This window comes from Rhizobium leguminosarum (assembly GCF_019798305.1).
Taxonomy (GTDB): Bacteria; Pseudomonadota; Alphaproteobacteria; order Rhizobiales; family Rhizobiaceae; genus Rhizobium; species Rhizobium leguminosarum_U.
This window is the reverse complement of the sequence record NZ_JAAXDD010000003.1, coordinates 81,472-93,082: the sequence shown is the minus strand read 5'-3', so window position 1 is coordinate 93,082 and position 11,611 is coordinate 81,472. Positions and strand designations below refer to the sequence as shown.

9 protein-coding genes are annotated in these 11,611 nt (G+C 62.4%); 4 read left to right on the top strand and 5 right to left on the bottom strand.

Annotated features, from left to right (window positions below):
• Positions 1 to 5 precede the first annotated feature (5 nt).
• The 3 genes from HFO99_RS06385 to HFO99_RS06375 all read left to right on the top strand — a co-directional run bounded on the left by HFO99_RS06385 (position 6) and on the right by HFO99_RS06375 (position 4,106).
• Positions 6 to 1,178, top strand: a complete 1,173-nt coding sequence (locus HFO99_RS06385; protein ID WP_222360010.1) for a serpin family protein — start codon at positions 6 to 8, stop codon at positions 1,176 to 1,178.
• Between the two features lie 42 nt (positions 1,179 to 1,220).
• A complete protein-coding gene (locus HFO99_RS06380) occupies positions 1,221 to 3,626 on the top strand; it encodes a protein kinase domain-containing protein (protein WP_222360008.1) in 2,406 nt (801 codons plus the stop codon).
• A 168-nt stretch (positions 3,627 to 3,794) separates the two neighbouring features.
• Positions 3,795 to 4,106, top strand: coding sequence for a DUF982 domain-containing protein (locus tag HFO99_RS06375; protein WP_180696810.1), 312 nt, complete (start codon positions 3,795 to 3,797; stop codon positions 4,104 to 4,106).
• Between the two features lie 172 nt (positions 4,107 to 4,278).
• Here the strand turns inward: HFO99_RS06375 and HFO99_RS06370 are convergent, their stop codons facing one another.
• Complete coding sequence (locus tag HFO99_RS06370) at positions 4,279 to 4,719, bottom strand: hypothetical protein (RefSeq protein ID WP_222360006.1); 441 nt, start codon at positions 4,717 to 4,719, stop codon at positions 4,279 to 4,281.
• Between the two features lie 333 nt (positions 4,720 to 5,052).
• Between HFO99_RS06370 and HFO99_RS06365 the strand changes: the two genes are divergently transcribed.
• Positions 5,053 to 6,981, top strand: coding sequence for an adenylate/guanylate cyclase domain-containing protein (locus HFO99_RS06365; RefSeq protein WP_222360004.1), 1,929 nt, complete (start codon positions 5,053 to 5,055; stop codon positions 6,979 to 6,981).
• A 72-nt stretch (positions 6,982 to 7,053) separates the two neighbouring features.
• Here the strand turns inward: HFO99_RS06365 and HFO99_RS06360 are convergent, their stop codons facing one another.
• From HFO99_RS06360 to HFO99_RS06345, 4 genes are read right to left on the bottom strand one after another with little or no spacing between them, the layout of a single operon-like run.
• Positions 7,054 to 7,932: an FHA domain-containing protein gene (locus tag HFO99_RS06360; protein ID WP_222360002.1), complete on the bottom strand. Its 879-nt coding sequence runs from the start codon at positions 7,930 to 7,932 to the stop codon at positions 7,054 to 7,056.
• 2 nt (positions 7,933 to 7,934) lie between these two features.
• The gene (locus tag HFO99_RS06355; protein WP_222360000.1) at positions 7,935 to 8,837 is read right to left on the bottom strand and encodes a type II secretion system F family protein; all 903 of its coding nucleotides are present in this window, start codon (positions 8,835 to 8,837) and stop codon (positions 7,935 to 7,937) included.
• A complete protein-coding gene (locus HFO99_RS06350; protein WP_222250537.1) occupies positions 8,837 to 9,700 on the bottom strand; it encodes a type II secretion system F family protein in 864 nt (287 codons plus the stop codon). The genes HFO99_RS06355 and HFO99_RS06350 overlap by 1 nt, the downstream gene beginning before the upstream one ends.
• Positions 9,701 to 9,712: 12 nt before the next feature.
• A complete protein-coding gene (locus HFO99_RS06345; protein ID WP_222250535.1) occupies positions 9,713 to 11,611 on the bottom strand; it encodes an ATPase, T2SS/T4P/T4SS family in 1,899 nt (632 codons plus the stop codon).

Sequence of the window (11,611 nt, the reverse complement as noted above, 5' to 3'; positions counted from 1 at the left end):
GAACCATGCCGAAATCCACTCTGCTGGCGGGTCTTGCCGCTTCCCTGTTGGCGCTTGCTCCGGCTCATGCCGGCGACAGCAAGGCGATGCTTACAGCGCAAGCCGGGCTCGCCGCCGAACTGATCGAACGGACGCTGGCAAAGGAGGGTGCTGCCAATATCATGGTGTCGCCGGCAAGCCTTGCCGCAGCACTCGGTCTTGCCGCCCTTGGCGCCTCCGAGCAAGGCAAGGCCTCGATCGCCAAGGGCCTCGGCTTCGGCGGCGAGGCGAAGGGACCGGAGATGGCGCTTGACGCCATGACCCCCGAGAAGCCGGCAGCGGCGGATGCGCCTTTGGCGACGGCGGTTGCGATCGTCTTCGACGACAGGCTGGTGCTCGTCCCCAATGCGCTCTCTATGCTCGCCGGCCACCGCATCAATCCTTCGATCGAGGATCTCGACGGACCGAAATCTGTCGAGCACATCAACGGCTGGGTCAAACAAGCAACGCGAGGCGCCATTCCTGTCATCCTGGACGCACCGCCGGGCGGCGGCTTCGTCAGTCTTGGCGCGCTCTCCTTCAAGGCGCGCTGGAAGACCTCCTTCGATAGGGAAAGCCCGGCAAGCCCGTTTCAGCGGCCGGATGGGTCGACGATTTCTGTGCCGATGATGCATCTTGCCGGCGATGGCCAGAGGTTCCGCTCCAACGAGAAATTCACCGCCGTCGACCTTGCCTATGCCGGCGAGAGCTACAGTATGGTCGTGGTGGCGGCGCGATCCGGCAAGGGTGTCGGCGGCGCGGACCTGAAGGCGCTCGCTTCCTGGCTGCAAGGCGAGAAATTCGAAGCGGCCAAGGGCGAAATCTTCCTGCCCCGCTTTTCCCTGAACGACGGGCGTGATTTGATGCCGATACTCAATGCGATGGGAGTGGCGCCCGAGAAGGCCAAGGATGCGGGTTTCCCGGGTTTCACCAAGGAAAACATCCGCTTGTCGCGCGTCCTGCAGAAGACGATGATCAAGGTTGACGAAAACGGGACGGAGGCGGCAGCGGCCACGGCTGTTATCACGGAACGCAGCATCGATCCGAAGCTTGTTCGCGTGGTCGCCGATGCCCGTTTTGCCTTCGCGCTGCGCGATACCAAGACCGGCCTGCTGCTCGCTGCAGGCCTGATCGGCGATCCATTACTGGCAGGCGAATAGAATTCGGTTTCATGAATGCAATGAATGCAGGGGGACACGTGCATGAGAAGTGATCTGATCGCCCGCTACACGATCGGCGAACCGATCTATGAAAACGAATTCATCGTCTATCCGGCCCAGGACAAGCGGATGGACCATTCGGTCTTCATCGTCGCGCCCGATATGGCGCTGAAACTGGACAAGGCTCGTTTCGAGCGGGTCTGGACCTCCATAAACGAGGCCAAATCGCTCACGGCCCGGCGCTTCGTCGAAATCGAGGACCTCATTCCGCCGTCGCCGGAAGACGACAATTTTTATATCGTCGAGAAGCGGCCATCGAAAACGCTGCACCAGTATCTCGACGAAACGGAAATGGTGGCTTACGAGCGCGCCGTCGAAATCGGCCGCCACATCCTCGAAGGCCTGGCGACGCTGCACGGCGCCGGTTATGCCCACAACGCCCTGACGGACCAGTGCATCTATGTGTCGGAGGATTATTCCGGCCTGTCGGTGCGGATCGGCAACCTGCACCTGATCTCGAAGATCGGCGAGCACATCATCCCGCCCTACGTGCCGGAATTCGGCGCGCCGGAGATCTATGCCAGCGGCACCTTCTCCGCCTCATCGGCACTCGATATCTACGCCATGGGCATGATCGCCTACAAGCTCTTCCTGCCGCGGCAGACCTATGCCAGCGTCTTCGACAGCGTCATGGTCTGGGAAGACGAGCACCAGCGCGAGCAGAGCTGGAAGAACATCCATCTCGACCCTTCCAACGTCTTTCCCCGCTTGGACGTGCTGATCCCCGGTTTCCCCGAGGGGCTTGCAAGCCTTGTGGAAAGGATGCTGAGCCGCGACCCGGCCGCGCGACCGCGCATGGGCGCCGATGCGCTGGGCGAATTCGCTCGCGTCACGACTGGTATCCAGCCGATGTCGTGGGATCCGCGCGGCGGCATGCAACAGCAGCTGGAGGCGCCGAAGCCGAAAAAATGGACGCTTGCCAAGCTGTCCATGATCGGCGCGCTGCTCTTGATCTGCATCGGCGTCGGTGTCGTCACCATCCCGAAGCTGCTGCGCCCGGACCCGAAGCTTGTCGCCGATGTCGGTACCTGGAAGAAGGAGGCCGAAAGCCGCAAGCAGAAGGCGATCGCCGCCAAGGCGCCGGAGCGCCCTTCCGGTGACCAGGCAAAGCTCGCCTATGATACCGGCGCCGCGGCGCTGACATCGGCCGACGCGCTGCTCAAGGACGAAGACTATGAAAAGGCCCTTCCGGGCTTCCAGACGGCCGCCATCAATCTCGGCAACGCGCTGATCGGTATCTCGAAGGAGAATGCCGAAAAGGCAAAAGCTGCCGCGTCTGCCGCCGGCGGCGACAAGGCGCCAGGTTTTGCCGAGGCCGACGCCAAGATGAAGACTGCCGTCGAGGCCGCCACTGCCAAGCAGATGCATGCTGCGGTCGACGCCTACGACGCATCGAAAACGACATTTGACGACCTCGCCAAAGCGCTGACCGCGCTGACGGCGGCCGAAAAGGAGGCGGTGGCAAAGCGCGAAACGGTCGATCGCATCGGCGCCGGCGATAGCCCCGACGTTAAGAAGGCGAGCGGGCTGATGACCGAGGCCAAGGCCAAGGCCGAGCAGTGGCAGATGCCGGCCGCAACCTCAGGCTATGGCGATGCCGCCAAACTGTTCGACGCCGTCATCGCCGATGTCATGGCGGCAAAGGACGAGGCGACGGCGCTGAAGCAGAAAGTCACCGATCTCAACGCCTCGATCGCCACACGCGCCGGTGCGGCCGATCCGACGCTTGCGGCCCTCGCCCCGAAGATCGGCGAGGCCGACGGCCGTTACACTGCGGAAGCCTATAAGCTCGCGATCGTTGCCTACCAGCCGATCCTTGCCGATCTCGAGGCGCTGTCGGCACGCGGCTTCTGCCCGGTATCGCAGACGCTTGCCTTCGAGACCGTTCCGGCCGGAAGTTATTCACTGGAGAATGTCCGGCTGATGACCTCGTCGATGAAGGAGCTCGGCGGCATGCTTGGCGTTGCCAATGGCGCCGTGACGATCGACAAGTCCTTCTGCATGCAGACGAAGGCGGTCACCCGTGCCGAGATGGCAGAATATTACACCGCCAATTCCGATCCTGCCGCCGCACAGGCCTATGCCGACAATCCACAGCAGCCGGCCGACGACGTGCCGCTTGCCGTGGCGCAGAATTATACCGCCTGGCTGTCGAAGCAGCTGAACGCCCCCGTCCACCTGCCATCGGCGACGGAGTGGATGGCAAGTGCAGCGAAGGTCACGCTGGAAAAACTGCCCGACAATGGCGATATCATCCTGCAATGGAGCGCCACCCCCTGCGAAGCCGGCGGCAATGTCGCCTTCATGGCGCAGGAGGGCTCGACCTTCGTCGTCTGCTCCGACGCGTCGGCCGGCGGCATCTTTCGGGTTACTGCAGAATTGCGGTGAGCGCGGCGAAAAATGGGACCGAATAGGGAAGTTTGAGCGCCGTTTCTGCTTCATTCGGCAGCTCGCGTTCAAGCCGCATTATTCGACAAATTTCAATTCCAAATTTCAAAATACGCGCGTATATTGAACTGGGGACTGCAGTATCCGTGCCTTGAGGGGTCGAGGACAATGTGCTGGAACACATCATCAGCATTCACGCCGGTTGGGTTTGCTTTGCGAGGCCCGGCATCTCGCAAGATCGTATGGACGCTGGGCGACGCGGCGCGTCTCCTGATCAACGACTGGCCTTGCGATGACGGCGAGGAATATGTGGCTGCCGTCAAAGCCTGCGTCGACGCATTGAGCGGCAAGATTGCCCCGGAACAATTCCGGGAAGCGCTTCTGCGTGCGGCCGATGAGGCGGGTATTGCTACCCTATCGCTCGTCCGGCAGGGAATGGGAGAGCGACGACCGGACCTTCCCCCAATGATGCGAACATAGGCCTTGTTTCCAGGGGCTATCCGCCTATCGACGTTACGTTTGCGCCAGGACCAGTCGTTGGGATCGGTGTGAAGGAACGACCGATTTGAGGCCGACAGGGGAACGACCGCTTCCTAGATGGTAGCGCTGAAAGCTGGGCCGACTGAAGGGATGACGAACGGAGCGACGGCCCTTACTTCACCGTGATGGCAATGCCGCTGAGATCGGCGTTTACTTGCAGGCCTACCTGCTTGCCTGAGAGTTCGAGTTGGGCGCCCTTGTCATTGGTCATGACGATTACCTGTGCCCCTTTGCCGACCGCGCCGCCACCGCCAGCCGCACCGTAGACCCCCGTCACATCCCGGGCGCGGCGAATGTGGCGAACGGCACCATGGAAATAGGTCTTAGAAGCCCCGAAAGCGAGGCCGCCCGAAATGCCGCCGACAGAAATGGGATAATGGCGACCATGGAAGGTCAGCGTGCCCTCGCCTCCAGAACCACCCACAAAGAAGGCAGCCTTGTAGACTGAGAAGCTGATCGTACCACTGTCGGCATGCGCGGAGCCGGCAAAGCTGATTCCTGCTGCAGCGATAACCGCAGCCGCGACTGAACGATATCCAGATGAAATCTTCATGATGCGAGTCTCCTCAAAATCGAGGCTTACCCAGCCAGGAGGGAACGTAAGCGCCATGCCAAAGTCACTGCTGAAACAATCTCGCCCGTCATTAGTTCCAAACACGCGGCCAGAATCCGGCTGCGAAAAGGCCGTCACAAAGCGCGGCGGATGGCAAACATAGTCTCGGTGGCAGGGCCGGTGGCAGCTAAAGCTTTCCGGGCAACTTCAAGAACGACTTCTACGGCCGGATAGCACCACAAGCAGATCTGCCGTTTTGGCGGTGTGCTAGTTGCGGCGCGTCGATGGGTGTAGACTGCCGACACTATTGCATGTTCATGCAAGGCAATGATGATGGGTACCCCCACGCTTGACCGGAAGCTGCTCGCGATCCTAGCGGCGGATATGGTCGGCTACTCGAAGGCGATGGAGGCCGATGAGGCCGGCACCATCAAGCGACTGAAGGCCATCCGCGCCGAACTGATCAATCCCGCCATCTCTCAGCGCCATGGCACCGTTATCAAGCTAATGGGTGACGGCACGCTCGTCGCCTTCGACAGCGTGGTTGATGCGGTTGCCTGCGCCGCGGAGTTTCAGAATGTCGTGGCGGCGCGCAACGCCGACCTACCGGAGCCTGAGCGCATCGTATTTCGCGTCGGGATCAATCTGGGCGATGTGGCCCTGGTGGATGGCGATGTCTATGGGGATGGGGTGAATGTCGCCGCGCGGCTGGAGCATTTGGCCGAGCCGGGCGGCGTGGTGGTGTCGGGCACGGCATACGATCATCTCCAGGGCAAACTCGACTGGCCGCTCGATTTCGCCGGCGAGCAGCAGGTCAAGAACATCAGCCGCCCGGTACGGATGTATCGGCTGAGGCTCGACGGCAAACGGGCGCGTCGGCCCCTTCTCAAAATGATACCGCGCTGGGCCAAGGCGGCTGCAGCGGGGATCGTGGCGCTAGCTCTGGCGGGCGGCGGGGTCTGGTGGTTCTTGCAGCCCGAACCCTTGAGTGGCAAGCCTTCGGTGGCAGTGCTGCCCTTCAACAATTATGGCGGCGACGAGGCCAGCGGGCGTCTGGCCGATGGCCTGACTGAGGACATCATCACCGACCTCGCGCGGTTTCCCGAATTCGAGGTGGTGGCGCGGAATTCGACGGAAGTTTATAAAGGCAAGCCCGTGGATGCCCGCCAGGTCGCAAGCGCGCTCCATGTCGGCTTCGTACTGGAAGGCTCGATCCAGCGGCAGAGTGGCCGGGTTCGGATCACAGCACAGTTGATCGATGCGAAAACCGGCCACCATCTTTGGTCGGAGAATTGGGACCGGCCCGCTGAGGACGTGTTCGCCGTTCAGACCGAAATCGCAGAACAGGTCGCCAACCGCCTCGGCGGCGGAGTGGGACTGATTCAAGAGGCCGGGCGGGCTGCAGCCAAACGCAAACGGCCTGAAAACCTGAATGCCTATGATTACTATCTTCTCGGGTCCGAGAAGATCGAAAAGCTCACCAAAGCCGATGACGAGGAGGCCATCACGTTTCTCAACCGCGCCGTCGAACTGGACCCCGGGCTGGCACGGGCCTGGGTAGAACTTTACCATGCTCATGATCTGATGGGTGTGTTTGGCGTCGATCCCGAAAGCAACCGCAAGGTGGCCGCCGATGTGGCCGAACGCGCGGTGCGGCTTGATCCGAGCGACGCTGAAGCCCATGCGGTGTTTGGTATGAGCCTTGCCAATAAGGGCGATATGGGCCGCGGCAAGTCCGAATTCGACACGGCCCTTCGTCTCGCACCGGGTTCGTCCGAAATCCTGACTTTTTACAGCGGCTATGCAGCACGATTCGGTGAACCAGAACGCGGTGCTCAAATGGTCGACAAGGTCATGCGGCTCGACCCGAATTATCCGATGTGGGCGTCCAACTTCTTCGCACCTGCCTATTTTATGGCGGGGCGGTATGAAGACGCGGTGACGATGTTGGAGCGCATGACGCCCAACAACTACCAAAGGTGGACTTGGGTGGTCCGTAGCAGCTCGCTTGCGGCACTGGGCCGAACCGATGAGGCGCATGCCTCAGCTATGGAAACTCTCAAGCAGCACCCCGAGGTGACTGTCGAGAGCATGATCAGTGAACCCGGCCTAAGCATAATCGAGCGCAATCGGTTCACAGAGACAATGCCGCTCGCTGGCTTCCCGGCATGCGCCAAGCCCGAGGCGCTGGCGAACCTCGCCAAGCCTGTGCGACTGCCGGAATGCGAGGCGGGGAGGGCCAAGCCCCCCGGGCAGCCATAGAGCAGACCTGTGCAACGCGCGCGCCTCTGATCACCCCGGCACCGGCGAGCATTGCCTGCTGCAGGCCTGCCATCAGCGGCGGGCGGGCGGCTTCGTGGCGGCGCGGCGCTGCAGCGCGAAGCGCGCGGCCGAGCAGTTGATGTCGGGAACGAGATCGTAGGTCTGCTGGTAGAGGCTCTGCGCCAGCGTATTGTTGCCGCGGTTTTCCGAGGCAAGGGCGGCAAGGGCCGTGCGTTTGTAGGCCTCGACGATTGGTTCGGCGGCCTTTGCCAGTGCGGCGTCATCAGACGGTTCGGCTGCCAGCGAAAGGGCGGCATAGGTTGCCTCGCCATCCCTGCCGACGCGGCCGCCGACAGCCCCGTTGAAACTTTGCTCAGACACCTGGCGCATGCGCCTGGCATTCTTGATGCATGTCGGAATGCGGCCGGCTTCCGCATTGATGCGCTCTGCCGTCGGGCCGCTTTCCGCGCTGCTGCCGCCGGACAGGATCACGTAGCCGATGATGCCGACGATGGCGAGATAGGCGACACCCATGCCGGCCAGAAAGGCCGGCTGTTTGAGGAGCGACTTTTTCGGCTTGTCGTCACTTGCCTTGGAGGCCCCCTTCTTCGGCGCTTCCTTGGCGGCGGCCTTGACGACGAATTGGAATTCGACGTCCTTGCCGAGACGGAAGCTGTCGCCGGCTTTCAGCGACGCCGTCTGCAACAGCGCTTCGCCGCGCAGCATGATCGGGTTCAGCCCCATTCGGCGAATGATGAAGCCGCCGTCGCTTTGCCGCTCGATGCGCGCATGGATCGGCGCCAGGAACGGATCGTCGACGACGATATCGGCATTAGCAGCCCGGCCGATCGACATTTCCGGCCGGTCGAGCACATGGCTGCGGCTCTGGCCGCCGGGACCGGTCTGCAGAAGGCTTGGTTTGTTTCCGCGAAAGAAGGAAAAAAAGGCCATGATCAGAACATCCCACTCGACATCATCTCGACAATTGCAGGCGCCAGCACCAGAAGCAGGATTGATACGACGATCATCATCGCCGGCATGACGATCTTGGCCTTCAGCTTTTCACTGGCCCTGTCGGCCTTTTCCCAGCGGCGGAAACGCAGGTCGCGCGCATGTTCGCGCAACAATTCGACGCGGTTGCTGCCCTCGACTTCGCCCTGGATCACGGCGCGGATGACGCGGATGACCTCTTCGGCGGTCATGCGGCGCTCCAGCCGCTGCAGCGCCTCGATCATGCCGGTGCCGAGCGCCACGTCCTTCAGCGTCTGTTCGATCTCCTCGCTCATGACGGTGCCGGGTGCGGCCTCGGCATAAAGTCTCAGGCTTTCCGGCAGCGTCGCCTGCGCCTGCTGCGTCATGACGACGAGATCGAGGAAATAGGGAAATTCGCGCGAGATGCGTTCCTTGCGGTCCTGCGCCTTGTCGTCGGCGACGACCCAGAAATAGATGGCGGGGATCAGGCCGAGGATCAGCCCGGCCACCAGCCCGCCGATCACGCTGCCGCTGGCAATGCCGAACAGCAGGCCGAGCACGACGAAACCGAAGAGGCTGAGAACCACGAGAAGTGCGATATATTCCCGTCCCGTGACGCCGCCGAACGGCCGGCCGGCATAGATCAGCTTCTGCTCGAGCTGGGCGCCGTAATCGGCCAGGAGGGCCTCGAAATGCGTCAGCACGAATTCGACCGGGGTGCGCATGCCAATGCTGTCGACGATATTGGGTGGCGGACCATCGCCGCCGGCGGACCGGCGCACCACCTGAATGCTGCCGAGCAGATCGCCGATCCACCAGACGAACAGTGCAGCGGTGATCCCGGCAAAGACGACGGCGATGAGGCCAAGAGGTATCTGAGACATCAGACCGACACCTTCATCATCGAGCGCATCCAGAAGAAACCGGTCGCGTAGAGGATGGCGCCGACGATCGCGATGACGATGCCGATGGCGTTACCGAACACCTTATCGATCAGTTCAGGCTGGCCGAAGAAGATCATCAGGATCATGAACAGCGCACCGCCGTTGACGACGCGGAAATTCATGCGCGCCTGCGACGACGAGGTGGTGATCTTCTGATCGAGCTTCCAGATTTCCTTGAAGGATTTCGACATTTCCGTCAGCGGTTCGGAAATGTCGCCGCCCTGGCGGGCAAAGAGACCGAGGGCCGCATCGACCATCTTGAAGTGCAGGCTCGGCACGTTGCGGCCGTGGCGGTCGAGCGCCTCGACCAGGCCGATGCCGAGCTTCTGTTCGCGGGCAATGCGCTCGAACTCGCGCGAGGCCGGCATCTGGCCGGTATCGGCTACCGCATTGACGGCGATGGCAAGCGGCTTGCCGGTGCGCACCGCCGAGACGATCTGGTCGACGGCGTAGGGAAGCTGCGATTCGATTTGCAGCCAGCGGCGCTGCAGAAAATAACGGATCACGCCCTTGGGGAGGAAGATCGCGACCGGGATGGCGATGACGAAGCCGAAGATCGGCCCGAAGATCAGTGAGATCACCAGGAAGACGACGATCGCCGTGATGCCGTAGGCGAGGATCATCGTATAGGGCGGAACGGCATCGCGCCCGAAGACCTGTGCTGCCTCGCTGGCGAGCGCAATGTCACGTTCGGTGGCGCGCAGCAACGGCGCCGGCCAGCGCACCGGCGCGCCCCAGACGAGCAGTCCCACTGTGACCGCGCCGAGGGCGACCGTAAAAATCTGCAGAATGCTGACATTCATGGTTTTCCCCCATCAGACGAACATGTCTAGTTTTTCGATTTCGCCGTCGTCGTTGAACTCGACGAGCTCGGCGACGAAGCTCGGCAAGTAGCCGGTGAAGGCATGCACGGCCTGGCCGCCGGCGCGGCCGACGAGATTGAAGATCGGCTCGACGATGATGAGGCCGGTATCCGGATCGATACCGATCACTTCGGAAATCTCCGTCACCGCGCGCCGGCCGTTCGCCAGGCGGTTCAGCTGCACGACGAGCTCGACGGCGGCAACGATCTGCTGGCGGATCGCCATGACAGGCAGCGAGCTCTGCCCTTGTAGCACCATCACTTCCAGGCGGGTCATCATGTCCTGCGGCGTGTTGGCATGCGCCGTCGTCATCGAGCCGGCATGGCCGGTGTTCATCGCCTGCAGCATGTCGATCGCCTCCGCACCGCGGCACTCGCCGACGATGATGCGGTCGGGCCGCATGCGCAGCGCGTTGCGCACGAGATCGCGGATGGTGACGCTGGTCTCGGACTCCGCCGTCTTCGGCCGCGATTGCAGATAGACGACATGGATCCCGTCGAGCTGCAGTTCTGACGTGTCCTCGACGGCAACGACGCGCTCGCCGACCGGGATGAACTGCGACAGGCTGTTCAAAAGCGTCGTCTTGCCGGAGCCGGTGCCGCCTGAGACGACGATGTTCTTGCGCGAGCGGACAGCCGCCTCGAGGAAGGCGCGCATCGGCTCGCTGAGCGCGCCGGCGGTCACCAGCTTGCTGATATCGAGCCGCGACTTGCCGCCGAACTTGCGGATGGTGAGGCAAGCGCCCTTGACCGCCAGCGGTGGAATGACGGCGTTGACGCGTGAGCCATCCGGCATGCGGAAGTCGGCCATCGCCTCGCTCTCGTTGATCGAGCGGTTGGAATCGACGGCGATGCGCTCGATCACCTTCATCAGCTGTCGCTCATTGGCGAAGGCGAAGGGGTAACGTTCCAGCAGGCCGAATTTTTCGACGTAGATCTCGTCATAGCGCGTGACCATGATTTCCGAGATGACGTCGAGATCCATCAGTTCGGAGATCGTCCCCCAGCGATACATCAGCTCCTCGATGCTGGAGCGCAGGTGCATATGGGCGATCTCATAGCGGTCGCCGGCGTTGAAAAGAGCCTGGCGGGACTGGAAGGCGGCGCTGAACCGCGTGTCGAGCTGGGCGAAGTCCGAGCGGGTGGATTCGAAGTTCAGCTTGAGCTGCAGGGCCGAAATCAGCGCCTTGCCGACGTCGAAGAGGCGGCGATTGTCCTGCTCCTCGCGCGACAGGGTTGCAGCATTCGATGAGGCGTCACGCCGGCCCGTGCGGGCGATGCGTTTGGCCAGCCAGCGATAGACGGCGTTCTTGATGACGAGGATGACGAGATCCTGCGGCGCAGCGTCGAGCGCCTCCTTTATGAACATGTCGAGGCGTTCGCGGATGCGGGTGCGCGTCTCCTCTCGGCCGAAATCGGCGGATTTCACCAGCCGGTCATATTGCGTGTCCTTCAGCAGGCGCTCGTGGATTTCCATCTGCAGGGCGAGCACACGTTCCTGATCGGGAAATTGCGTGACCGCTACCGCGGCCGCGGCCGGCTCGACGAGTTCGATCGTGACGTTCGGCACCCAGATCGACATGCCGGCCGATACCGCGACCGGCGTGCCGGCCCGAAGCGGCTGATCGTCGACGCGTGTCGGGTTGCGGCCGTGATGCTGCACCGACCAGCCCTGGCCCGATTTCCGCAGCACGAATTGCGGCGAGGAGACATGGCTGCCGCGCAGCCTCACGACGCCTGCGCCGGCCGGCAGCGTCAGCGTGCTGCTTTCGCCGACGAAATAGGTCTCGTTCGCCGAGAGCGGGATCACCTCCCGACCGCTGCCGTCCTCATAGGAAATCTTCAACAGCAT

Excerpts from the sequence above, each read along its gene's own strand:
- HFO99_RS06385 (WP_222360010.1), top strand. The coding sequence starts at position 6 with ATGCCGAAATCCACTCTGCTGGCGGGTCTTGCCGCTTCCCTGTTGGCG.
- HFO99_RS06380 (WP_222360008.1), top strand. The coding sequence starts at position 1,221 with ATGAGAAGTGATCTGATCGCCCGCTACACGATCGGCGAACCGATCTAT.
- HFO99_RS06375 (WP_180696810.1), top strand. The coding sequence starts at position 3,795 with ATGTGCTGGAACACATCATCAGCATTCACGCCGGTTGGGTTTGCTTTG.
- HFO99_RS06370 (WP_222360006.1), bottom strand. The coding sequence starts at position 4,719 with ATGAAGATTTCATCTGGATATCGTTCAGTCGCGGCTGCGGTTATCGCT.
- HFO99_RS06365 (WP_222360004.1), top strand. The coding sequence starts at position 5,053 with ATGGGTACCCCCACGCTTGACCGGAAGCTGCTCGCGATCCTAGCGGCG.
- HFO99_RS06360 (WP_222360002.1), bottom strand. The coding sequence starts at position 7,932 with ATGGCCTTTTTTTCCTTCTTTCGCGGAAACAAACCAAGCCTTCTGCAG.
- HFO99_RS06355 (WP_222360000.1), bottom strand. The coding sequence starts at position 8,837 with ATGTCTCAGATACCTCTTGGCCTCATCGCCGTCGTCTTTGCCGGGATC.
- HFO99_RS06350 (WP_222250537.1), bottom strand. The coding sequence starts at position 9,700 with ATGAATGTCAGCATTCTGCAGATTTTTACGGTCGCCCTCGGCGCGGTC.
- HFO99_RS06345 (WP_222250535.1), bottom strand. The coding sequence starts at position 11,611 with ATGCTGTTGAAGATTTCCTATGAGGACGGCAGCGGTCGGGAGGTGATC.